This is a genomic window from Paracoccus zhejiangensis (assembly GCF_002847445.1).
Lineage (GTDB): Bacteria > Pseudomonadota > Alphaproteobacteria > Rhodobacterales > Rhodobacteraceae > Paracoccus > Paracoccus zhejiangensis.
Window position 1 is genome coordinate 3,683,766 of the sequence record NZ_CP025430.1, and the last position, 21,740, is coordinate 3,705,505.

24 protein-coding genes and 1 tRNA gene are annotated in these 21,740 nt (G+C 65.0%); 11 read left to right on the top strand and 14 right to left on the bottom strand.

The window, feature by feature from the left end:
* Nucleotides 1-112: 112 nt before the first annotated feature.
* The 6 genes from CX676_RS17890 to CX676_RS17915 all read right to left on the bottom strand — a co-directional run bounded on the left by CX676_RS17890 (nucleotide 113) and on the right by CX676_RS17915 (nucleotide 5,864).
* Nucleotides 113-442: an L-rhamnose mutarotase gene (locus CX676_RS17890; protein WP_101753773.1), complete on the bottom strand. Its 330-nt coding sequence runs from the start codon at nucleotides 440-442 to the stop codon at nucleotides 113-115.
* 52 nt (nucleotides 443-494) lie between these two features.
* Nucleotides 495-1,274 carry an L-fucose dehydrogenase gene (locus CX676_RS17895; protein ID WP_101753774.1) on the bottom strand — a complete coding sequence of 260 codons (780 nt, stop codon included), beginning with the start codon at nucleotides 1,272-1,274 and terminating at the stop codon, nucleotides 495-497.
* Between the two features lie 67 nt (nucleotides 1,275-1,341).
* Nucleotides 1,342-2,289, bottom strand: coding sequence for an ABC transporter substrate-binding protein (locus tag CX676_RS17900; protein WP_101753775.1), 948 nt, complete (start codon nucleotides 2,287-2,289; stop codon nucleotides 1,342-1,344).
* Nucleotides 2,290-2,350: 61 nt separating this feature from the next.
* Nucleotides 2,351-3,346, bottom strand: a complete 996-nt coding sequence (locus tag CX676_RS17905) for an ABC transporter permease (RefSeq protein ID WP_101753776.1) — start codon at nucleotides 3,344-3,346, stop codon at nucleotides 2,351-2,353.
* On the bottom strand, nucleotides 3,343-4,863 hold the full coding sequence (locus CX676_RS17910) for a sugar ABC transporter ATP-binding protein (protein ID WP_101753777.1): 1,521 nt from the start codon (nucleotides 4,861-4,863) through the stop codon (nucleotides 3,343-3,345). The genes CX676_RS17905 and CX676_RS17910 overlap by 4 nt, the downstream gene beginning before the upstream one ends.
* Nucleotides 4,860-5,864 carry a zinc-binding alcohol dehydrogenase family protein gene (locus tag CX676_RS17915; RefSeq protein ID WP_101753778.1) on the bottom strand — a complete coding sequence of 335 codons (1,005 nt, stop codon included), beginning with the start codon at nucleotides 5,862-5,864 and terminating at the stop codon, nucleotides 4,860-4,862. The genes CX676_RS17910 and CX676_RS17915 overlap by 4 nt, the downstream gene beginning before the upstream one ends.
* A 108-nt stretch (nucleotides 5,865-5,972) precedes the next feature.
* Here CX676_RS17915 and CX676_RS17920 point away from each other — a divergent pair, with 108 nt between their 5' ends.
* Together CX676_RS17920 and CX676_RS17925 are read left to right on the top strand one after the other, a co-directional pair.
* Nucleotides 5,973-6,875, top strand: coding sequence for a GntR family transcriptional regulator (locus CX676_RS17920; RefSeq protein ID WP_101753779.1), 903 nt, complete (start codon nucleotides 5,973-5,975; stop codon nucleotides 6,873-6,875).
* Nucleotides 6,876-6,962: 87 nt separating this feature from the next.
* A complete protein-coding gene (locus tag CX676_RS17925; RefSeq protein WP_101753780.1) occupies nucleotides 6,963-7,793 on the top strand; it encodes an amidohydrolase family protein in 831 nt (276 codons plus the stop codon).
* A 64-nt stretch (nucleotides 7,794-7,857) separates the two neighbouring features.
* Here CX676_RS17925 and clpB read toward each other — a convergent pair whose 3' ends face one another.
* Nucleotides 7,858-10,494, bottom strand: coding sequence for an ATP-dependent chaperone ClpB (clpB, locus tag CX676_RS17930; protein WP_101753781.1), 2,637 nt, complete (start codon nucleotides 10,492-10,494; stop codon nucleotides 7,858-7,860).
* Between the two features lie 162 nt (nucleotides 10,495-10,656).
* On the opposite strand from clpB, the gene pyrF reads away from it, so the two are divergent.
* Both pyrF and CX676_RS17940 read left to right on the top strand, forming a co-directional pair.
* Nucleotides 10,657-11,364: an orotidine-5'-phosphate decarboxylase gene (gene pyrF, locus CX676_RS17935; protein ID WP_101753782.1), complete on the top strand. Its 708-nt coding sequence runs from the start codon at nucleotides 10,657-10,659 to the stop codon at nucleotides 11,362-11,364.
* Between the two features lie 76 nt (nucleotides 11,365-11,440).
* Nucleotides 11,441-12,160, top strand: a complete 720-nt coding sequence (locus CX676_RS17940; protein WP_101753783.1) for a DUF998 domain-containing protein — start codon at nucleotides 11,441-11,443, stop codon at nucleotides 12,158-12,160.
* Here the strand turns inward: CX676_RS17940 and CX676_RS17945 are convergent, their stop codons facing one another.
* From CX676_RS17945 to CX676_RS17960, 4 genes are read right to left on the bottom strand one after another with little or no spacing between them, the layout of a single operon-like run.
* Nucleotides 12,161-12,583, bottom strand: a complete 423-nt coding sequence (locus CX676_RS17945; protein WP_198590240.1) for an NUDIX hydrolase — start codon at nucleotides 12,581-12,583, stop codon at nucleotides 12,161-12,163.
* Entirely contained in the window at nucleotides 12,576-12,851 is a 276-nt protein-coding gene (locus tag CX676_RS17950) for a hypothetical protein (RefSeq protein ID WP_101753784.1), read from the bottom strand. Before CX676_RS17950 ends, CX676_RS17945 begins: the two co-directional genes overlap by 8 nt.
* Complete coding sequence (locus CX676_RS17955) at nucleotides 12,848-13,738, bottom strand: SPFH domain-containing protein (protein ID WP_101753785.1); 891 nt, start codon at nucleotides 13,736-13,738, stop codon at nucleotides 12,848-12,850. Before CX676_RS17955 ends, CX676_RS17950 begins: the two co-directional genes overlap by 4 nt.
* Nucleotides 13,739-13,774: 36 nt before the next feature.
* Nucleotides 13,775-14,641 (bottom strand): N-formylglutamate amidohydrolase, encoded by an 867-nt coding sequence (locus tag CX676_RS17960; RefSeq protein WP_101753786.1) that lies wholly within the window; start codon nucleotides 14,639-14,641, stop codon nucleotides 13,775-13,777.
* Nucleotides 14,642-14,804: 163 nt separating this feature from the next.
* On the opposite strand from CX676_RS17960, the gene CX676_RS17965 reads away from it, so the two are divergent.
* The 5 genes from CX676_RS17965 (at nucleotide 14,805) to rpsO (ending at nucleotide 17,227) form a co-directional block, all read left to right on the top strand.
* A tRNA-Val gene (locus CX676_RS17965) sits at nucleotides 14,805-14,879 on the top strand.
* A gap of 74 nt (nucleotides 14,880-14,953) precedes the next feature.
* Complete coding sequence (ykgO, locus tag CX676_RS17970; protein ID WP_101460224.1) at nucleotides 14,954-15,079, top strand: type B 50S ribosomal protein L36; 126 nt, start codon at nucleotides 14,954-14,956, stop codon at nucleotides 15,077-15,079.
* A gap of 76 nt (nucleotides 15,080-15,155) precedes the next feature.
* The gene (locus CX676_RS17975) at nucleotides 15,156-15,677 is read left to right on the top strand and encodes a DUF1643 domain-containing protein (protein ID WP_101753787.1); all 522 of its coding nucleotides are present in this window, start codon (nucleotides 15,156-15,158) and stop codon (nucleotides 15,675-15,677) included.
* 90 nt (nucleotides 15,678-15,767) lie between these two features.
* Entirely contained in the window at nucleotides 15,768-16,676 is a 909-nt protein-coding gene (locus tag CX676_RS17980) for a calcium-binding protein (protein WP_101754419.1), read from the top strand.
* Nucleotides 16,677-16,957: 281 nt separating this feature from the next.
* Nucleotides 16,958-17,227, top strand: a complete 270-nt coding sequence (gene rpsO, locus CX676_RS17985; protein WP_101753788.1) for a 30S ribosomal protein S15 — start codon at nucleotides 16,958-16,960, stop codon at nucleotides 17,225-17,227.
* Between the two features lie 64 nt (nucleotides 17,228-17,291).
* Here the strand turns inward: rpsO and CX676_RS17990 are convergent, their stop codons facing one another.
* Both CX676_RS17990 and CX676_RS17995 read right to left on the bottom strand, forming a co-directional pair.
* A complete protein-coding gene (locus CX676_RS17990) occupies nucleotides 17,292-18,230 on the bottom strand; it encodes a DMT family transporter (RefSeq protein ID WP_232816515.1) in 939 nt (312 codons plus the stop codon).
* A 10-nt stretch (nucleotides 18,231-18,240) separates the two neighbouring features.
* On the bottom strand, nucleotides 18,241-18,819 hold the full coding sequence (locus CX676_RS17995) for a peroxidase-related enzyme (RefSeq protein ID WP_101754421.1): 579 nt from the start codon (nucleotides 18,817-18,819) through the stop codon (nucleotides 18,241-18,243).
* 544 nt (nucleotides 18,820-19,363) lie between these two features.
* Between CX676_RS17995 and CX676_RS18000 the strand changes: the two genes are divergently transcribed.
* Nucleotides 19,364-20,152: a LytTR family DNA-binding domain-containing protein gene (locus CX676_RS18000; protein ID WP_157935985.1), complete on the top strand. Its 789-nt coding sequence runs from the start codon at nucleotides 19,364-19,366 to the stop codon at nucleotides 20,150-20,152.
* Nucleotides 20,153-20,167: 15 nt separating this feature from the next.
* Here CX676_RS18000 and CX676_RS18005 read toward each other — a convergent pair whose 3' ends face one another.
* The gene (locus tag CX676_RS18005; protein ID WP_101754422.1) at nucleotides 20,168-21,007 is read right to left on the bottom strand and encodes a LysR family transcriptional regulator; all 840 of its coding nucleotides are present in this window, start codon (nucleotides 21,005-21,007) and stop codon (nucleotides 20,168-20,170) included.
* Between the two features lie 109 nt (nucleotides 21,008-21,116).
* Between CX676_RS18005 and CX676_RS18010 the strand changes: the two genes are divergently transcribed.
* Nucleotides 21,117-21,704 (top strand): FMN-dependent NADH-azoreductase, encoded by a 588-nt coding sequence (locus CX676_RS18010; RefSeq protein WP_101753790.1) that lies wholly within the window; start codon nucleotides 21,117-21,119, stop codon nucleotides 21,702-21,704.
* Nucleotides 21,705-21,740 lie beyond the last annotated feature (36 nt).

The window sequence follows — 21,740 nt, forward strand, 5'->3', positions numbered from 1 at the left end:
CGAAATTATTTAAATTGAAGCTCATATATTAAAATCAGCGTTGTTTCGGCTTTAGCCGTGTGAGTGGAGGTCGCTGACGAAGCCATCGGTTCCGCGCTGGATCCGCGATCCGCTAGTCATGATGAAACACCTCGTCCATCATCGCCCACCACTCGCCGTCCGTGCGGCTTGCCAGCGGCTCCTGGCAGGGATCGGTCAGGCGCCACCAGTCCTGCGTTACCGGATCGGCGGCGATGGCGGCCATGTCGGCGGCGAAATCGGTGCCGTGGTATTCCCATGTGCCAAAGAGGATATTCTCGGGCTCGCGCAGGAAGATGGTGTAGTTGCGGATGTTCGATGCCGAGATCCGCGCAAGGACGGCGGGCCAGGCCGCCGCGTGGAGCGCCTTGTACTCGGCCACCTTCCCGGGCTTCAGCCCGATCATCATGCCCATGCGTTGCATCAGGATACCTTGCCCTCTTACCTCAACTTCGCGCCGGTGATCCGAACGGGTCTCACGCGCCCACCCCGGCCAAGGCGCGGTCCAGATGGGTATAGCCGCCATCGACGAACAGCCATTGCCCGGTCAGATGCCGGGCACGGTTCGAGAGGGCAAAGACCGCCATCGCGGCAATCTCACCGGCCTCGGTCATCCGCTGCCCCAGCGGGATGCGGGCGGTGATCTCGGCCAGCTTGGCGTCCGGGTTATCGAATGTCGCAATCCAGCGGGCATAAAGCGGTGTCATCACCTCGGCCGGGATGACGGCATTCACCCGCACGCCATGGGGTGCGAAGGCCGCCGCCCATTCCCGCGTCAGGCCCAGCTGCGCCGCCTTGGCCGCGACATAGGCCGAGGTATTGCCCTGTCCGGTCACGGCGGTCTTGGAACTGATGTTCACGATCGCGCCGGCGCTGGCCTTGATATCCTCGGCCAGCAGGTGAACCATCGTGTAGTAGTGGATCAGGTTCTGGTCCAGCGAGGCGCGAAAGGCCTCTGGCCCGGCCTCGATGCCCACTCCGTCATTCACGCCAGCATTGTTGACCAGCCCGTAGATCGCACCGTATCGCTCGCGCGCCTCGGCCACGGCGGCCCGGCACTGGTCGTCCTCCGCCAGATCGACCTTGATCCACCCGGCGCGCGGCCCCAGCCCGGCCAGCCAGTCGGGATCGGGCGCCCGGCGGGCAAGGATCACCGGCACCGCGCCCTCGGCCGCCAGCGCCTCGGAAATGGCGCCGCCGATCCCGGCACCGCCGCCGGTCACGATTACGAGTTTTCCGGCAAGTCCCATATCCATCACGAAAGTCCTTGTCAGAGGGCCGGCCCCGAAATCGGGACCGGCGTCTTGCATGAGGGTCGGAGACTCAGTCGTAGAGGACCGCCGCAACCTCGGGATCGTCGATATTGGTCTTGTCATACCACTTGAAGCCCGAGTCGATGGTCTTGGCCAGCGTCTCGCCCTTGGTCGCGGCGATGGCAGCCTTGACCGTCTCGTAACCAATGCCGACCGGGTTCTGGGTGATTGCACCGGCCATGGCGCCGGAACGGATGGCCTCTTTCTGCACCGTGCCGGAATCATAACCGATGACGGTGACGCCGGTGGTCCCGGTCTCCTTGATCGCGTTCAGCACACCGATGGCCGAGCCCTCATTGGCGCCGAAGATGCCCTTGAGGTCGGGATTGGCGGTCAGGATCGCCTTGGTGATCTCGGTCGATTGCAACTGGTCGCCGGCGCCATACTGGATGTCGACGATCTCGATATCCGGATGTCCCTCTTTCATCCGGTTCACGAAGCCATCGCGCCGGTCGATGCCGGTACGCGAGGTCTGGTCATGCACGACCAGCGCTACCTTGCCGGCACCGCCGATCAGCTCGGCCATCTTGTCCGCCGCCATCCCCGCCGCCGCGAGGTTGTCGGTCGTCACGGTCGTCGCCGGAATGTCGCTGTCGACGCCCGAGTCGAAGGCGATGATCGGGATGCCCGCATCCTGCGCCTGCTTCAACAGCGGCGTGGCCGCCTGACTGTCCAGTGCGGCAAAGCCGATAGCAGCGGGCTTTTTCGCCAGCGCGGCGGCCAGCATGTCCATCTGCTTGTCGACCTGCGCCTCGGTATCCGGCCCTTCGAAGGTCACTTCGACGCCGAACTCGGTCGCGGCCTTGTCCGCGCCTGCCTTCACGGCCTGCCAGAACTGGTGCTGGAAGCCTTTCGAGACCAGCGGGATGTACATCTTGTCCTGCGCCATGGCGAGGCTGCTGGTCGCCAGCAGCGTGCCGGCGGCCAGTGCGGCCATGAGGGATCGTCTGTTCAGCATCTTGGTTTCCTCCGGGTTGGGATGGGTATCGGGGTCTGGAACGTTGTCCGTTCTCTCTGTGTCATCCGGCACGACGCCGGCGCAGCATGTCTGCGTAAACGGCGAAGATGATGATCGCGCCGGTCACGACGGTCTGCCATTCCTGCGCCACGGACATGATGCGCAGGCCGTTCAGCAGCACGCCCATGATGAGCGCGCCGATAATGGTGCCAAGGATCGAGCCGCGCCCGCCCGCCAGCGAGGTGCCGCCGATCACCACGGCGGCGATGGCGTCCAGCTCGTAGCCCTGACCGAGCGCAGGCTGCGCCGAGTTGAGGCGCGAGGCGATCAGCAACCCGGCAATGCCGCAAATGCCGCCAGCCAGCGCATAGATCGCCACCTTCCAGCCATCGGCATTCACCCCCGACAGCCGCACCGCCTCTTCGTTCGAGCCAAGCGCAAAGCAATAGCGGCCAAGCGTGGTGCGGTTCAGCATCCACGAGATCGCCAGCGCCAGAAGGAACAGGATCAGCACGCCATTCGGCACCGGCACCGCCGGAAAGATCGACCCGATCAGCGAGCCGGTCGAGATCAGCGGGAAGGACGGGGTGTCGTTGAAATAGATCGGCTTTGTCCCCGAGATGACCAGCGACAGGCCCTTGAGGATCAGCATCATCCCCAGCGTGGCGATGAAGGGCGGGATCTTCATCCGCGCGACCAGGGAGCCCGAGATGAAGCCGCAGGCCGTTCCCGCCGCGATGGCTGCGATGACACCAAGCGGCAGCGGCAGGCCCCAGAAGGTCAAGACCACCCCGGCGATGACGGCGGTGAAGGTCATCAGCGTACCGACCGACAGGTCGATCCCGCCGGTAATGATGACCAGCGTGGCGGCGATGGCCAGGACCCCGTTCACGCTCGTTGCCTGCAGGATGGCGAGGATATTGGCGGTCTGCAGGAAGTTCGGCGAGGCCAGCGAGAAGAAGACCAGAAGCGCGATCAGGCTGGCGAAGGCCAGAAGCTTCTGCTGCGCGCCCGAGGCGATGGCCCGGGGCTTGGCGGCGATGGGGGTTGCGGTCATGCGGATGCTCCTTCTGCGGCGTGGTCGCGCTGGGTGGCCAGGCGCATGATCTCGTGCTGGCTGGTGGTTGGGCCGCCGGGCAGGATGCCGGTCAGCCGCCCCTCGCACATGACGGCGATGCGATGGGACAGGCGCAGCACCTCTGGCAGTTCCGAGGAGATCACGATGATCGCCTTGCCGGCCTCGGCGAGGCTCTGCAGAAGCCGATAGATCTCGGCCTTGGCGCCGACATCGATGCCGCGCGTGGGCTCGTCAAAGATCAGGATATCGCAGTCGCGCAACAGCCACTTGGCGATGACCACCTTTTGCTGGTTCCCGCCCGAGAGAAGCCGCACCTCCTGCTGGTCCGAAGGGGTGCGGATGGCGAGGCTGGCGATATAGCTGGTGGCGACCTTGGCCAGCCCGGCCTCGTTCACCCTGAGGAAGCGGTCCGAGAAACGGTCAAGCGAGGTCAGCGCGATATTGCCGCGCACATCGATGCCAAGGGCCAGCCCGAACTGCTTGCGGTCCTCGGACAGGTAGCCGATGCCCGCGCCCACCGCGTCGCGCGGGCTGCGGATCGGACGGGCGCTGCCATGAACCAGAATTTCGCCACCCTCGCGTGGATCGGCGCCAAAGATCACCCGCGCCACCTCGGTCCGGCCTGCTCCCATCAGCCCGGCAAAACCCAGGATCTCGCCACGCCGCAGGGTGAAGCTGACATCGCGCACCATCCGCCCGGCGCTCAGGCCCCGCACCTCCAGCGCCACGGGCGCATCGCCGAGATCGGGGATGGCGATGCTGGTCTGTTCCAGCTCGCGCCCGACCATCATCGAGATGATCGTCTCGATCGGCGTATCCTCGGCGGTGACGGTGCCGACATAGGCGCCATCGCGCATGATCGTCACCCGGTCCGAGATGCGGCGGATCTCGATCATCTTGTGGCTGATATAGACAATCGCCACGCCCTCGGATTTCAGCCGGCGGATGATGGCGAACAACTCCTCCGTCTCGGTCTCGTTCAGGGCCGCCGTCGGCTCGTCCATGATGAGGATGCGCGAACGGAAGGACAGCGCCTTGGCGATCTCGACCATCTGCTGCTTGGCAATGGTCAGCCGGCGCACCTCGGCGGTGGGGTCCAGCGGCACCTTCATCGCGGCAAAGATCGCCTCGGCGTCGCGGTTCAGCCGCTCCTCGTCCAGCACGCCCCAGCGGCTGCGGGGTTCGCGGCCGATGAAGATGTTCTGCGCCACCGTCAGGTCCGGCATCAGCGCCAGTTCCTGATGGATGATGCCGATCCCCAGATCCTGCGCCGCGCGGGGACCGATGATGCGGACCTCGCTGCCGTTTACCTGCACGCTGCCGCTATCGGCGCTGTAGATCCCCGCAAGAATCTTCATCAGCGTGGACTTGCCGGCCCCGTTTTCGCCCATCAGCGCATGAACCTCGCCGGCCCTCAGGTCGAACTGCGCATTGCGCAGGGCATGGACGCCGGGAAAGTGTTTCTCGATGGCGCTCATGCGGATGACTTCGCTCATCCTGCTGCCTCCATGGTGACGATGGCCTTGATCAGCCGGCCACGGTCGGCGGCGAGTTCCGGCAGGCGCCGGGGCAGATCCGCCAGTGCGATCTGTTCCGACATGAGCGCATCCGCCTGAATGGCGCCTGAACGCAACGCCTCCATCACCAGTTCAAAATCCTCGGCGGTCGCATTGCGCGAACCGATCAGCCGCATCTCGCGCTTGTGGAACTCGGGGTCCGAGAAGCCGATGCGGTCCTGCACGATGGAGATCAGGACATAACTCCCACCATGAGCCACATGGGCAAAGCCAGCCTCGATCGCGCCTGCATGGCCGGTGGCGTCGAAGACCACGTCGAAGCCATCAGAGGCTGCCGGGTCGATGCTGCCGCGCAGCTGGTGAAACCCCAGCCCTTCCGCCTGCGCCAGTCGCGCGGGCGTGGTGTCCAGCAGATGCACCTCCGCCCCCCTCAGCCGCGCGAACAGCGCCGCGCCAAGCCCGATGGGTCCGGCGCCGGTGACCAGCACCCGGTCGCCCGCCGCAACCTCGCCCCGGCGCACGGCATGGGCACCGATGGCCAGAAACTCGACCATCGCCGCTGCGTGCAATGGCAGGTCGCCCGCCGGGTAGAGGTTCCCCGCTGGCACCGCGATCCTTGCGCAAAGACCGCCATCCCGATGCACGCCCAGCACCTCGATCCGGGCGCAGCAATTCGGCTTGCCACGCTGGCAGGCCCGACAATCCCCGCAGGCGAGATAGGGGTTGATGACCACCGCATCGCCCGCGGCCCAGCCCGCCGCATCGGCTGCGACGCGGCCGGACAGTTCGTGGCCGATCACGCGCGGATAATTCAGGTAGGGATGCTTGCCCGCGAAGATGTGGAAATCGGTGCCGCACAGCCCCACGGCGGCGATGTCGACCAGCACCCAGCCTTCGGGGGCGGTTTCCGGCAGATCGACCTCGGTCAGGGCGAACTGGCCCGGGGTGACGCAGGTGCCGCACAGCATCGTCCTTGCCATTCCAAGCGCCTCCCGTCGCTTTCGGGCTTTTATGATAAAGAACACTAGACGAAGGAATTCGGCGCTGTAAACTGTTTTTAATCGATCAGTACAAATGTACAGGACAGCATGGCCCGGACCGACAGCCGATTTCGTGCGGCATACAATCAGGCCTTGGATCATCTAGGCGGTCTGACGCCCGGCGATGCCCTGCCGTCCGAGATGAAACTGGCCGAAACGTTGAAGGTCAGCCGGACGGTCGTGCGTTCGGTGCTGAAGCGGCTGGCGGAAAGCGGCATCATCGGGCTTGATGGGCGGCACAAGCCGCTGCTCAGGGCGACGCGCAAGAAGGACCGTCTGGCCGAGCGCGAGGAGTATATCTCGCTGCGCGAATTGGAGCGCCGCTTTCTGGAATGGGTCCTGCGCTTTGACGTACCGGCCGGCACGCCCTTGAACGTGGCGCGACTGGCCAAGCGCTTCTCGGTGCCGCCACATCTTCTGCAGGAATTCCTCGCGGGTCTCGGTCAGTTCGGACTGGTCGAGCGGCGCTCGCGCGGCGGCTGGCGGCTTCTGGGCTTCACCGCCGATTATGCCGTGGAGCTGTCGGACTTCCGGCTGCTGCTGGAAGTGAACGCGGCGCGCTGTGTAACCCAACTGCCCGACGGCGATCCGGTCTGGGCCGAACTGGACCGGCTCGACCGCGCTCATCTGGACCTGCTCGACCGGATCGACAGCGATTTCCACGCATTTTCTCGGCTGGACGAGGACTTCCATGCGGTGGTGAACGGTGTTGTCAGGAACCGCTTCATCACCGATTTCCAGAAGGTCATCTCGCTGATCTTCCACTACCATTACCAATGGGACAAGCAGCTGGAGCGCGACCGGAACAAGGCGGCCATCGGCGAGCACCGGCGGATCATCGCGGCGATGCGGTCCCGCGATCCGATTGCGGCGCAGGCCGCGATGCAGGCGCACCTGGCGACCTCGAAGGAAACGCTGATCGCCTCGCTGCGGGTGAACCAGCTGGCGTGACCGCCAGACCGATTGACAGGGCATTTGCCGTCTCGATAGTGTTTTTTATCATTATGGACGAACGGTCCGGAACGGAGGGGGCTTCGCATGATCGATGCACATCAGCATTTCTGGCAATTGGGTCGCGGTGATTATGCCTGGCCCAACGCGGATGTGGAGCCGATCTTCCGTGATTTCGGCCCGTCGGACCTTGCGCCGCTGATCGAGGCGGCAGGGATCGACCAGACCGTTCTGGTTCAGGCGACACCAACGGTGGCCGAGACGGAGTTCCTGCTGCAGATCGCCGCCCGCACGCCGTTCGTCGCCGGTGTCGTGGGCTGGGTGGAACTGACCGCGCCGGATGCGGTTGCGACCATCGAACGGCTGCAGGCTGACCCGGCGCTGAAGGGATTGCGGCCCATGCTGCAGGGCATTGAGGACACGGACTGGATCCTGCAGCCCGCAGCAGAGCCCGCCTTGCGCCACATGGCGGCGACCGGCCTCTGCTTTGATGCGCTGGTCCAGCCGCGCCATCTGGAGGCGATCGCGCGCCTCGCTTCCCATCATCCCGATCTGCGCATCGTCATCGATCACATGGCGAAGCCGAGGATTGGGGGCGAGCAAGCGCCCGAGGCCGTCTGGCTCAGCGGCATGGATGCGCTGGCGGCCCTGCCGAATGTCTGGTGCAAGTTGTCGGGCATGGTCACCGAGATCGGACCGGACTGGACCATGGCTGACCTGACTGCCCATGCGGCGCATGTGCTGGACCGCTTCGGTGCGGGCCGGGTCATGTGGGGCAGCGACTGGCCGGTGGTGAACCTCGCGGGCAACTATGCGGGCTGGCATCAGGCCGCGATGGACCTGACCGCCGGGCTGTCATCCGAAGACAGGGAACAGGTGTTCGAAGGCACAGCGCGGGCGTTCTATGGCCTGACCTGATCCAAGTTGGCTCCAATGAAAAAGGCCCCGGACTCTCCGGGGCCTTTTCACTTCTCTCTTCAGTTCAGTGAACCGTGTTGCTGCGCGAGCCCTCGCCGACCGCGCCCAGCTTGTGCCCGGCGGTGCCGACATGGTTGCCGACCAGCAGGCCGTTCTCGTTGGCGCTGACCTGGACGGTCTGGCCGTCCAGTACCTCGCCCGAAAGCAGCATCTCGGCCAGCGGGTCCTGCAGGGCGCGCTGGATGACGCGCTTCAGCGGACGGGCGCCGAAGACCGGATCATAGCCCTCGTCGGCCAGCCATTTCATCGCCTTCTCGTCCAGGTCCAGTGTGATCTTGCGTTGCGCAAGGCGCTGTTCCAGCAGCCACAGTTGAATGCGGACGATCCCGTCCATGTTCTCACGCGTCAGGCGGCGGAAGATGATGATCTCGTCCAGCCGGTTCAGGAATTCGGGGCGGAAATGGGCCCGCACCGCATCCATCACTTCCTTCCGCGCCTCGCCGGAATCGGCATTGTCGGGCAGGGTCGACAGCGCATGGGAACCGAGGTTCGAGGTCAGCACGATCAGCGTGTTCTTGAAGTCCACGCGCCGGCCCTGACCATCGGTCAGCTGCCCGTCATCCAGCACCTGCAACAGCACGTTGAAGACATCCGGATGCGCCTTCTCGACCTCATCGAACAGGATCACCGCATAGGGACGCCGCCGCACGGCCTCGGTCAGCACGCCGCCTTCGTCATAGCCGACATAGCCCGGAGGTGCGCCGATCAGGCGGGCGACCGAGTGCTTTTCCATGAACTCGGACATGTCGATGCGGATCATCGCCGATTCGTCGTCGAACATGTATTCGGCCATCGCCTTGGTCAGCTCGGTCTTGCCGACGCCGGTCGGGCCGAGGAACAGGAAGGACCCCAGCGGCCGGTTCTCGTCATTCAGGCCGGCGCGGGCGCGGCGGACGGATTTCGAGATGGCGGTGACGGCTTCGGACTGGCCGATGACGCGCTTGCCGAGGATTTCTTCCATCTTCAGCAGCTTGTCACGCTCGCCTTCCAGCATCTTGGTCGTCGGGATGCCGGTCCAGCGCTCGACCACCTCGGCGATCTGCTCGGGGCGGACGCTTTCCTCGACCATCATGCCGTCGCCGCTGCTGCCATCGGCTTCAGCCAGCTTCTTTTCGAGGCCGGGGATGATGCCATAGGACAGTTCGCCCGCGCGGGCCAGGTTGCCCTCGCGCTTGGCCTGGTCCAGTTCGGCCCGGGCCTTTTCCAGCTGCTCCTTGAGGTTGCGCGAGCCTTCAAGCTTGTCCCGCTCGGCCTGCCAGCGGGCGGTCATCTCGCTGCTGCGCTCCTGCAGGTCCGAGAGATCCTTTTCCAGCCGCTCCAGCCGGTCCTTGCTGGCAGCGTCATCCTCTTTCTTCAGCGCCTCGGCCTCGATCTGCATCTGCAGGATCTGTCTATCCAGCGCATCCAGTTCCTCGGGCTTGCTGTCCACTTCCATGCGCAGCCGGCTGGCGGCCTCGTCCACGAGGTCGATGGCCTTGTCGGGCAGGAAGCGGTCGGTGATGTAGCGGTTCGACAGTTCCGCCGCAGCCACCAGCGCCGCGTCCGAGATGCGGACGCCGTGATGCAGTTCGTATTTCTCCTTGATGCCGCGCAGGATCGAGATGGTGTCCTCGACCGTCGGCTGTTCGACCAGCACCGGCTGGAAGCGGCGGGCAAGGGCCGCGTCCTTCTCGATATATTTGCGGTATTCGTCCAGCGTGGTGGCGCCGACGCAATGCAGCTCGCCCCGGGCCAGCGCGGGCTTGATCAGGTTGGCGGCATCCATGGCGCCATCGGTCTTGCCGGCGCCGACCAGCGTGTGCAGCTCGTCGATGAAGAGGATGATCTCGCCGGCAGCGGACTCGATCTCCTTCAGGATGGATTTCAGCCGCTCCTCGAACTCGCCGCGATATTTCGCCCCGGCGATCAGCGCGCCCATGTCCAGCGCCATCAGCTTCTTGTTCTTCAGGCTCTCGGGCACATCGCCATCGACGATGCGCAGCGCCAGACCCTCGGCGATGGCAGTCTTGCCGACGCCGGGCTCGCCGATCAGCACCGGGTTGTTCTTGGTGCGGCGCGACAGCACCTGCATGGCGCGGCGAATTTCCTCGTCGCGGCCGATGATCGGGTCGATCTTGCCTTCCTCGGCGGCGGCGGTCAGGTCGCGGGCGTATTTCGACAGCGCCTCATAGCCTTCCTCGGCGCTGGCCGTGTCGGCGGTGCGGCCCTTGCGGATCTCGTTGATGGCGGCGTTCAGGTTCTGCGCGGTGACGCGGCCGGCGGTCAGCGCGTCCTTGGCATTGGTGTTGACGATCGCCAGCGCGGTCAGGATGCGCTCGGCCGGCACGAAGCTGTCGCCGGCCTTCTTAGCCAGCTGCTCGGCCTCGTCCAGCACGCGGACCATCGAGGGATCGACATAGACCTGTCCATTGCCGCCCGAGACCTTGGGCAGCTTGGCCACGGCCTGATCAACCGCCTGACGCACGGCGCGGGCATCGCCTCCGGATTTGGTGATGAGGTTCGTTGCGAATCCCTGATCGTCGTCCATCAGGGCCTTCAGCAGGTGTTCGGGCATGACCCGCTGGTTCTCGTCGCGGATCGCGATGGTCTGCGCAGCCTGCATGAAGCCGCGAGACCGCTCGGTGAACTTTTCCATGTTCATCGGCAGTAGTCTCCTTCTGATTAGCCCCCGCTGTCGGACCACCCATCAAGGCATGGTCAGGTGCGGGTCTTCACTGACCATTTGGTCACGCCCCGACACCCTTTCAAGACAGAAAAAATCATGGCATAAGCCCAAAGTTTTCACAATCTGCAGGAGGTCGAGATGGACGACAGGCTGATCGTGGCGCTGGACGTGCCGAATGCGATTGCGGGGTTGGAACTGGCAGGGAAGCTGGGCGATTCCGTCAGTTTCTACAAGATCGGTTTGGGGATGCTGACCGGGGGTGGGCTGGCGCTGGCCAACGAGCTGAAGGAGGAGCATGGCAAGCGCATCTTCCTGGACATGAAGCTCTATGACATCGGCGCGACGGTCGAGGCGGCGGTGCGCGGGCTGGCGCAGTTCGATCTGGATTTCCTGACCGTCCATGGCGATCCGCACGTGGTCCGCGCGGCCAAGGAGGGCGCGGCGGGCAGCAATACGAGAATTCTGGGCGTGACCATCCTGACTTCGCTCAATCGCGCCGATCTGGATGCCGGGCTGATCCTGCCGGGTGACATTCACGAGATCACCGTGGAACGGGCCGCGCGCGCCTTTGACGCGGGCGCGGACGGGATCATCTGTTCACCGCGCGAGGCGGCGGCAATCCGGGCCCTGCCCAATGCGGGGCTGATCGTGACCCCCGGCGTGCGGCCCGCGGGGGCTGATCTGGGCGATCAGAAGCGGGTCGAAACCCCGGCCAGCGCCATCGCTGCGGGGGTCGATCACATCGTCGTCGGTCGCCCGATCTGGAAAGCCCCGAACCCGCGCGCGGCGGCCGAGGCGATCCTGGCCGAGATGGCCTCGCCGCAGGCCGTCCATCCGAACGGCTGACGCCCTTCGGGCAATCCGCAGTTGACCGCCACGGCCACCGCCTGCCACCTTCCCGACACCATGCGGAGGGCGGGCGATGGATCAGGATCTGTCAGGCATCAGGCAGCGGGCCGAGAATGATCTGGTCCTGTCCTTCCTCGCCGTGCGCCGGGCCATCGGCCTGTTGGGGCTGTTCCTGCCATTGGCGCTGATCGCATATGGCATCCTCAGCGGCGAGGGCATCCGGGGCAGCCTCTCGTCCTATTACTACTCGCCCATGCGCGAGATCTTCGTCGGCACGCTCTGCGCGCAGGCGGTGTTTCTGTGGAGTTACGAGGGCTATCGCCCCGTCGAGGCTAACTGGCTGACCGACCGCAATCTGTCGCGGGCTGCGGCCCTTGGTGCGGCCGGGATCGCGCTTTGGCCGACCATACCCGAGCCGGGCGCGCCGGAGGTGGTCTGCACGTTGACCCAGTGCGTCTTCGGCCTGCAATTCACCCGCGTGGTGCATTTCGCTGCGGCCCTGCTGTTCTTCGGGGCAATGGCCGTCACCTTCGTCTGCCTCTTCACCCGCGGTGACGACGGCGAACCGCTGAAGCGCGGCGCGAATCGCATCTATCGCGCCTGCGGCTGGATCATCATCGCCGCCTTGCTGCTGATCGGGCTGGTGCAGTTCACGCCGCTCGGGTCTGATCTTGAATCATGGAACCCGGTCTTCTGGCTCGAAGTGCTGGCCAGTGCCGCCATTGCCACAAGCTGGTCGGTCAAGGGTCGCAGGCTGCAAACCGTGGTGCGAGCGATCGCCGGGGTCAGGTGATCAGCCGAGGTGGAGCGCCGATCTGATCCAGCCGCGGAAGGCCGGAACCGAAAGCGGATGGGCCAGATAGTCGGCAATCGGCATCATCCGCCATTCCTGCCCCTCGTCGCCAAAGCGGATCGCGGCGATCTCGGCCTCGGTGATGGTGCCAACCAACAGCCAGGAGGACAGGCCGGGGCGCGACATCGAGGGAAAGGCCCGCGCTGTCAGCCGCTCGGGCGGTAGCGTCAGGCCGTATTCCTCGAAAAGTTCGCGTAGCCCGCATTCCATCGGCGTCTCGTTAGCCTCGCGACCGCCGCCGGGCAGGTCCCAGTGACCGGGAAAGGGGATGCTGTCGATCTCGTCGCGCAGATGGGTCAGCATGTCGCCGTCACGGGTCAGCAGAAGCTTCGTCGCGGCGAAGTCGTCCTCAGCTTCAGTCATTGTCGTTGATGTCGCGGTCCCAGACCCGGACCTGATCCTTGCGCACCCCGGCGAGGCGGCGCAGCAGATACCAGATCAGCCCCGAGAGGATCGCGGTCACGACCAGCGCCATCGGCAGACCGCCGGACCAGAGACCGATCAGCAACACCAGCCCCATGAGCGCGACGGCGATGGCGACGCCCAGAAACGCCCATGCCGGCACCAGCAGTTCCAGCAGCGCCAGAACCAGCGCCGCAATCAGCCAGAGCCAGCCGTTCTCCCAGTTCATTTGCGCGCCCCTGTCAGCAGGCGGAAGGCATCCGTGAAGCTGTCGAGCGCGGCGGCGGGCAGGATCACCGTCTGCTTGCCGCTGCCTTGCCCCACGGTGGTCAGCGCCTCGACTTGCTTCATCGCCACCTGGTATTGCGCAGCTTCTAGCCCGCCCTTGGCGATGGCCTCGGCGATAGCGGTGGTGGCAAAGGCCTCGGCCTCGGCCAGGATTCGCTTGGCCTTGGCCTGCTGTTCGGCGGCATAGAGGTCGCCGTCCGCGGCCAGTTCGGTGGCGCGGCGGCGCCCCTCGGCCTCGGTCACCTGCGCGCGCCGGGCGCGCTCAGCGTTCAGCTGTTGCAGCATGGCGGCGCGGGTGGCCTCGTCCAAGTTCACGTCGAGGATCTCGGCCCGGGTGACCTCGATGCCCCAGTCATCGACGATATTGGCCAGCGATTCGCGGATGCGTTCGATCAGATGGGCGCGGTTCGACTGGACCTGATCCAGCTCCATCGTGCCGATTTCCGAGCGCACGATGCCGGCGACCGTGGTCGAGATGGCGGCGTCCACGTCGCGGATGCGGTAGACGGTCTTTTCCGGCTCGATGATGCGATAGAATACCGAGGTTTCGACCTGCACCAGCACGTTGTCGGCGGTGATCGCGTCCTGCCGCGTGGTCGGCAATTGCCGCTCGAGGATCGAGATCTTGTGCGCCACCCGGTCCAGATAGGGGACGATGAAGTTGATCCCCGGCCCCAGAACCGCACGCAGCCGGCCAAAGCGCTCGACCACGTATTTCTCGGATTGCGGCACGATGCGAACGGCCTTGCTGACGGTAACGAAGATGACGATCGCCAGAACGATCAGCGCGATGTTCTGGGTCAAAAGGCCGATGAGCTGTTCTTCCATCAAGATATCCTGTGACTGGTAAAGTTACGGCCGCGATTACTCGGCGGCATAGGGACGGCGCGCGGCACCGCCGGCATCGAGCGATGACAGGGTGCGGATCACCCGCGCGATGCGGGCGGCGAAATCGTCGAAATCGGGGCGCTTGGTGATCGTCGCCTCGTCCATGTAAAGCCGGCGGTCTATCTCCAGCTGCACCACATGGATATTGCGCGCCGGCTGGCCATAGGTGGCGGCGATATAGGCGCCCGAGAAGGGCGAGTTGCGCCGCACCCGCCAGCCTTCGGCCTCGCAGGCGCTGGCGATGGCATCGGTGACGCGGGCCGAGGCCGAGGCGCCGTGGCGGTTGCCCAGCACGATATCGGGGCGCGGCGCGGTCAGGTGGTTCAGCGCGTCATGCGGCATGGAATGCATGTCGATCAGCACCGCCTTCCCGAAGCGCGTCCGCGCCTCATCGATCAGCGCCCGCAGCGCGGCGTGATAGGGGCGCCAATAGGCGTTCAGCCTGCGTTCGGCTTCGGACTGGCTGATTGGTGCATGATGGATGGCGCGGCCCTGCGAGACGACGCGGGGAATCACCCCCAGCCCGGCCATGGTGCGCTGGTTCAGCGGCGCGCGCGGGGTACCGCGGACCACCAGCGGGTCGATCTCTTCGACGCCGCGGTTGAGATCGACCATGGCGCGCGGATAACCGGCGCTGAGCGTGACCGCCCCCATCTCGGGCGCGCAGGCGATGATCTGGTCAACAAAGGCATCCTCGGAGGAGCGCAGCAGGTTCAGCGGTAGCCGGCTCGATTCGAGGAACCAGTCGGGATAGATGCGCCCCGAATGCGGCGACCCGAAGATCACCCCGCTCTGCCAATGCCGCGGGCGGGTCACCGTGAAGGCCGTGCCGGTTTCGCTCATCCGGTTCAGATCCGTTTCTTTGCCTGCCCTTCTTCTCTATATAGAGGTTTGGAAATCCGCGCCAATACCACTTGAAACCCCCGGATCACCCCTATATAGGCATCCGGACCGACGCGATTTCGGCTGGATCACCCAAGCGGGGCTGGCAGAATCACCAAGGTAGGGGCGGTTAGCTCAGCGGTAGAGCACTACGTTGACATCGTAGTGGCCACTGGTTCGATCCCAGTACCGCCCACCATATTCGCGCCCCCGGAGGACCGGGGGCATTTGTTTTAACGGCGCCGTCGCGGCGCCCTCAGCAGGAGAAGACCGATGAAGGTTGTCAACTCGCTCCGGTCGCTGAAGAACCGGCACCGCGACTGCCAAGTCGTGCGTCGCAAAGGCCGGATCTACGTGATCAACAAGACGAACCGCCGTTTCAAGGCCCGCCAGGGCTGAGCCGCGGATCGCGCCAGACGACGAATGGACCCGCCCTTGCCGGCGGGTTTTTTCATGACTGGCGCTGACCTTTGCCATGACCCAGCCTGACGTCGTGATCCGCCGCCATCGGACCGGACCCGTTCGGTCTTTCGCGGCCTATTCGCCCTGCGAGGCCTATCGCTATGTCCTGTCGCGGCGATGGGCGGCGGGGCCGGCACTGCTTTACGTCATGTTGAACCCCTCGACCGCGACCGAGTTTGCCAATGACCCGACCATCGAGCGCTGCGAGCGCCGGGCGAGGGCACTGGGATATGCGGGGCTGGGCGTGGTCAACCTGTTCGCCTATCGCGCCAAGCGTCCGGAAGACCTGATGCGTGCCGAGGACCCGGTCGGCCCGCTGAACGAAGCGGCGATCCGCTTGGCCCTCCGCCGCGCCGACGGGGTGCTCTGCGCCTGGGGTTCCCATGGCAGTCATCGCGGACAGGACGCAAGGCTGCTGTCGCTGCTGCGGCAATCGGGCCGTCCGTTGCTGCATCTGGGGCTGACCAAGAGCGGCGCGCCCCGTCATCCGCTTTACGTCGCCTATGCGCGCTCACCCGAGGCTTGGACCGGTTAACCCATTCTTAAGGAACGACTTAGCCGGTATCCGATTCCTTGGTAGGGTGGAGGTGCGGCCCGGATGCCGCGCCTTGTTCTGGGTATCATCATGTTAATGATTGCCGGGTTGATCGGCCTGATGCTGGTCGGTGTGGCCGTGGATCTCGGCATCGCGGCCAATGGGTCGCCGTCTGACGAGGACGAAGGCGATGATCCGCAGGCTGCGCTGCCGGCCGGTCCGGGCGAGGGGGAGGAAGCTCTCGAGTTTGCCCCCGACGGACTGCAGATCGGCACCGAGTTCTTCGACGCGATGATGGGCGATGGAGCCGATGATCTGCTCGAGGGGCGCGAGGGCGCCGATGATCTTCGCGGTGGCCAGGGCGATGACACGCTGCGTGGCGGCGATGGCGATGACTGGATCCAGGGCGAATCGGATTTCGGCCCCGGCGGAGACGATCGGCTGGAGGGCGGGACCGGCGATGACCTTCTGGCCGGGCAGGGCGGTGATGACACCATCCAGGGCGGCGCCGGCGCCGACAGCATTCAGGGCGGCGACGGCGATGACCTGCTGGAAGGTGGCGAAGGCCGTGACTGGGTCGACGGCGGTGCCGGCAATGACCGTCTGGTGTCCGGACCGGGTGAGGACGATCTGACCGGCGGGGCCGGTGACGACCTGCTAATCGGCAATGACGGGGTTGAGACCAGTTGGCTGCACGGTGGGTCCGGCAATGACACATTGGCCGCCGGCGCAGGTGATTTCGCCGAGGGGCAGGAGGGCGATGATGTCTATATCGTCCATCCGGGCGATGGTCCGCTGCCGGTGATCGCCGGTCTTGACGGCAGGGCCGACCGGCTCGAGCTGCAACTACCCGACGAGATGGAGCGGGCAGTGGTTGATCTAGCCGATGCGCATGATGGCGGGTTGTTGCTGCGGGTGAATGGCACCGCAGTGGCCAGGCTTGTAGGTGCGGTACATGTCGATGGCCTGCAGGTTCAGGTTCATCAGCGCGAGGTTTGATTGGCTGCCAGCAGTTTGCGCAGTGAAGCATATAGCGCCGGATCCGAAGCGTGGCATTGTTGCGCCGGATGGCGTCGGGCTTGACGCTCTGCGTATGGACCGGTCTACCGTTCGGCCTTCTGCAGCGTGATCGGCGGTACGGCCGAAAACACTTTCCTTTCCACCGGTTTTTGCCTATCCACCGCCAGTCCGCTGGGTGATTCTGGCGGCACACTCCATGGGCCTTGCTGGACGACATCCCGGCCTGCGCCATAACCCTTTGATCCGAAAAGGAGACCCCGATGTCGATCACGGTTGAAGAGAAGAACAAGGTCATCAGCGAATTCGCCACCAAAGCCGGCGATACCGGTTCGCCCGAAGTTCAGGTTGCGATCCTGACCTCGCGCATTTCCACGCTGACCGAGCATTTCAAGACCCACAAGAAAGACAACCACAGCCGCCGTGGCCTGCTGATGATGGTCGCGCAGCGCCGCAAGCTGCTGGACTATCTGAAGGGCAAGGACGAGGCCCGTTACCAGGACCTGATCAAGCGCCTCGGCATCCGCCGCTAAGCGCCCGGTCTTTCCGGTTTCGAACGCCCGTGCCGAAAGGTGCGGGCGTTTTGCTTTGGCGGTGTCAGGCGAACAGCCGGCGGGTCAGCCGCCCGTCGATCAGCGCCAGACCGGCGGCAATCATCAACACGCCCAGAAAGTGCGCCGCCCCCAATGATTCGTTCAAGAATAACCAACCGAGCAGGATGGCCGAAACCGGGACGAGGAAGGTGACCAGCGACAGGTTGGTGGCGCCGGCGCGGGCAAGAATGCGGAAATAGAGCACATAGGCCAGCCCGGTGCAGATCACCCCCAGAAGGATCACCGACAGCCAGACCGTGCCCGGGACCTCGGCGCCCGGCAGCCCGTCCACGGCCAGCATCACCGGCAGCAGGATCAGGGTCGAGCCGCTGACCATGCCGGCGCTGGTGGTGATGGGATCGACGCCCATGCGGCGGAAGCGGCGGCCATAGGTGCCGGCAAAGGCATAGGAGATCGCGGCGCCGAGGATGGCCAGCTGCGGCAGCACGGCATGGCCAAGCCCGGCCAGCGTGTCGAGTCCGATCATCACCGCAACTCCGCCAAGACCGAGGACCACGCCCATCAACTTGGCCGGGGTCGCAGCCTCGTCGCTGAGAAAGGCCGAGGTGACGATGACGGTCCAGAGCGGCGTGGTTGCGTTGAGGATCGAGGCCAGACCCGAGGGGATTGCCGTCTGGCCCCAGACGATCAGCCCGAAGGGCACCACGTTGTTCAGAAAGCCCATGACCAGAAACGCGCCCCAGATGGCCGGGTCACGCGGCAGGCGCGCGCCGCTCAAGGCCACGACCAGCCACAGCACCACGGCCGCCACGCCGACGCGCAGGGTGACAATGGTGAGGACCGGCAGCCCGGTGACGGCAATGGCGATCAGGAAGAACGAGGCGCCCCAGATCAGCGACAACAGCAGAAGCTGGGCCCATTCAGCCTTGCCCATCTGCACGTCGATGGTGGCCGCCGGGGCGGCGATACGCGGGCGGTTCATCTGGGTCGGCTCACGACCGGCCCAGCATGTAGAATTCGTCGTTGGGGCGAATGTCGCCGGCGTTCACCAGCCGGTTCGACATGCCGAAGAACGCGGCGATGGCGGCGATGTCCCAGATCTCGTCCGGGGTGAAGCCAGCCGCCTCCAGCGCCTGATGATCGGCATCGGTGATGGACTGGGCGTCCAGCGTGACCTTTTCGGCATAGGCCAGCATGGCGCGCTGCCGGTCGGTCAGATCGGCCTTGCGCCAGTTCACCGCCACCTGGTCGGCGATATGCACGTTCTTGGCCCGGATGCGCAGGATGGCGCCATGCGCAACCACGCAATACTGGCATCGGTTCAGCCCGCTGGTGGCGACCACGATCAGCTCGCGCTCGGCCTTCGACAGGCCTTCGTCGCTGTCCATCAGCGCGTCGTGATAGGCGAAGAAGGCGCGGAACTCGGCCGGGCGATGGGCCAGCGCAAGGAAGATGTTCGGGATGAAGCCCGATTTCTCGGAGACCTTGGCGATGGCCTCGCGCAGGTCCTCGGGCAGGCTTTGCAGATCGGGAATGGCGAAGCGGCTGATGGGATGGGTGTCTTGGGTCATGGGGGCCTCCTTCGCGGGCAGATTGCGCCAGTTCATTCCCGGATGGAAGACGGGGCTGACGGCGACACTGCCAGAGGACGGGGTGCCGCGGGCGCGAGGAACGGGCGTCTCATTCGGCCAGGCTACTCGCCCTGACCTGCCGGCCAGATTCAGCCTGCCGCAGCGTCACCCGCGAGGGCGCGATCAGCAGAAACTGGCATGAATGGAAATGTGCTGTCATAATAGACCTATGACAATTTGAGCGTACAGGAATTGACTGGAATTTCCCTGACGAACACGACCGGGACGAGGGAAAGGTTTCACGAGGCTGGCCGCGCGCGAAGGTGTGGTCAGTGCCGGGAACCCACCCGGAATTACTTGTTAAAACTAAACATATCACTGACCAACCCTCGGCGCTTGCAACGGCCATAACCTCGGGAAGGGGCCAATTGAGCTGAACGAGTAGTCAGCCGATAGCAGAACAGAACAGATGAGCCAAAACGACAGTCTTAAACTTCACGTTGTGCTCGTGAACGGTGGGATTGTGCACTTCACGTCACGTGAATTGCGCAAATTGATCTACAGCCGCCGGGTGCTGATTCTGCTGGCCGGTTTTTTGCTGGCCATCGGAACCAGCGATCCGACGCTGTTTCCCAGCCTGCCGGAATACCAGTCGCGGCTGTTCTACTGGACGGTTTCGGTCGCGCTCTACCTGCTGCTGCTTCCCTTCTGGGTCGATGCGCTGATCCGCTTCTGGCCCAAGATCTCGACGGGTCCGTTGCCGATGATCGGGGCAACCGTCCCGCTGGTGATCGCGCTGACCGCCTTTGCCTCGGCCATGCCGGTGATCTTTGGCGACCTGGTGCCGGCGCGGGGTCATTCGATCAACTGGATCACCATCATCAAGAACTGCTTCATCGCCCAGGTAATCGAGACGATCGCGCTGGTCTGGCTGCTGCCGATCCAGCGGCTCGAGGCTGAAAAGAGCCGGGCCAGCGACCCTGTGGACGCCAATGCTGCGAAGCCTGCAGCGCCGGCGATCCGCTATGTCGTGCTGAACGGTCGGTCGCTGCCGGTGCCGCTGATCCGCAGCGTGCGCAGCGCCGAGCATTACCTTGTGGTGACGACCAAGACCGGCACGGCCGAGTTCCGAGCCCGGATGAAGGATTTTCTGGAACAGCTCGAGGATGGCGACGGTATCCAGACGCACCGATCCTACTGGGTGTCGCGCGCCGAGGCCGTGGAGATGTCCGGATCGAACGTCAAGACCGCCTCGGGCGAGATCATTCCCGTCTCGCGCGGCAAGCTGCAGGACGTGCGCGACTGGTTCCGGCGGCAGGGAAAGCCGCATTAGCTGATGATGTTGCTGCTATTTCGCCTTCAGGGCTGACAGCACCGCCTGCACCTTGGCGGTGCGGTGCAGGTCGACATGGGTGACCAGCCAGAATTGCGCGTCCCATTCCGACAGCGACAGCACCTCGACCAGCCCGGTGGCGCGCATCGGGCTGACCCAGCCCAGGCCCAGCCCGGCCCGGATCGCCGTCAGCCGCGCCTCGAAATCATTGCTGACCAGGACCACGTTCTCGGGCGGAATCTGGTCGGCCAGCCAGCGCATCGCGGGCGAGCGCCGGGCCTCGGGGCCGGGCAGGATGAAGCGATGGGCGCTGACATCCTCGATCATGCCCACCTCTTCGACATAGGCGGGAGAGCCGTAAAGCGCGGCATGGAGCTGCATCAGGGGCTGGGCGATGTAATCGGGCTCGGTCGGGCGCGCACCGGCGCGAATGGCGATGTGGGCCTCGCCCGTGTCGAGGCGATACAGCCGGATATCGGTCATGTAGCGCAGCCTTAGGCCGGGGTTTGCGCGCATCAACTCGATCAGCCTCGGCATGATCATCTCGGTCAGGTCCGGCAGGGCAGTGACGACGATCTCGCCCTCGATCCTGTCGCCCGAGCCGGCGATCCGGGCCGCCATCTGGGCAAAGCGGGCATCGGCGGCGCTGGCCTCGTCCATCAGGGTCTGGCCGGCCTCGGTCAGGGAATAGCCGCGCGGATGGCGCTGGAACAGCCTTGCCCCAAGGCGATCCTCCAGCGCGTCGATGTGGCGGATGACCGTCGCATGATGGACGCCAAGTGCGGAGGCCGCCCCGCTGACCGTGCCCGCCCGCGCGACGGCCAGTGCCGTGCGAATCCCGTCCCAATCTTCCATTTTGTGCATCCGTGAACAGAACCTGCGCGATTATTGCGGATATGCGCAGAGCTGCAAGGCCCTATATCGGCGCTAACACATCGTCACCAGAATTCGGGAAGAGATCCACATGAACATCCTGCACCTCGACAGCGCCATCACCGGCGACGCCTCGGTTTCGCGCAAGCTGACCGCCGACATCGTCGCCAAGCTGAAGGCCAGCCACCCGAATGCCAGCGTCACCTATCGTGACCTCGCCAAGGGCGTGCCGGCCATCGACGGCACCTGGGTCGAGGCCACGCGCGGCACTGCCGGCGACGCCTCGAGCGCCCATGCCACCGTCGTTGCCACCTCGGACGCCTATCTGAAGGAAGTGCAAGACGCCGACGTGCTGGTCATCGGGATGCCGATCTACAACTTCGCCATCGGCGCGCCGCTGAAAAGCTGGATCGACCAGATCGCCCGGACCGGCATCAGCTTCCGCTATACCGAGGCCGGCCCCGAGGGTCTGCTGACCGGCAAGCGCGCCATCGTGGCCTACAGCGCCTCGGGCACGCCGATCGGCTCGGAACTGGACCATGCCTCGGCCTATATCCGCTTCATCCTCGGCTTCTTCGGCATCACCGATGTCGAATTCGTCGCCGCCGACCGGCTGGTTTTCGACCGCGATGCCTCGCTGGCCCGCGCCAGCGCCGATCTGGAAAAACTGGCCGCCTGATCCCTCCGTGCCAGCCAAGAACGGCCCTCGTTGACT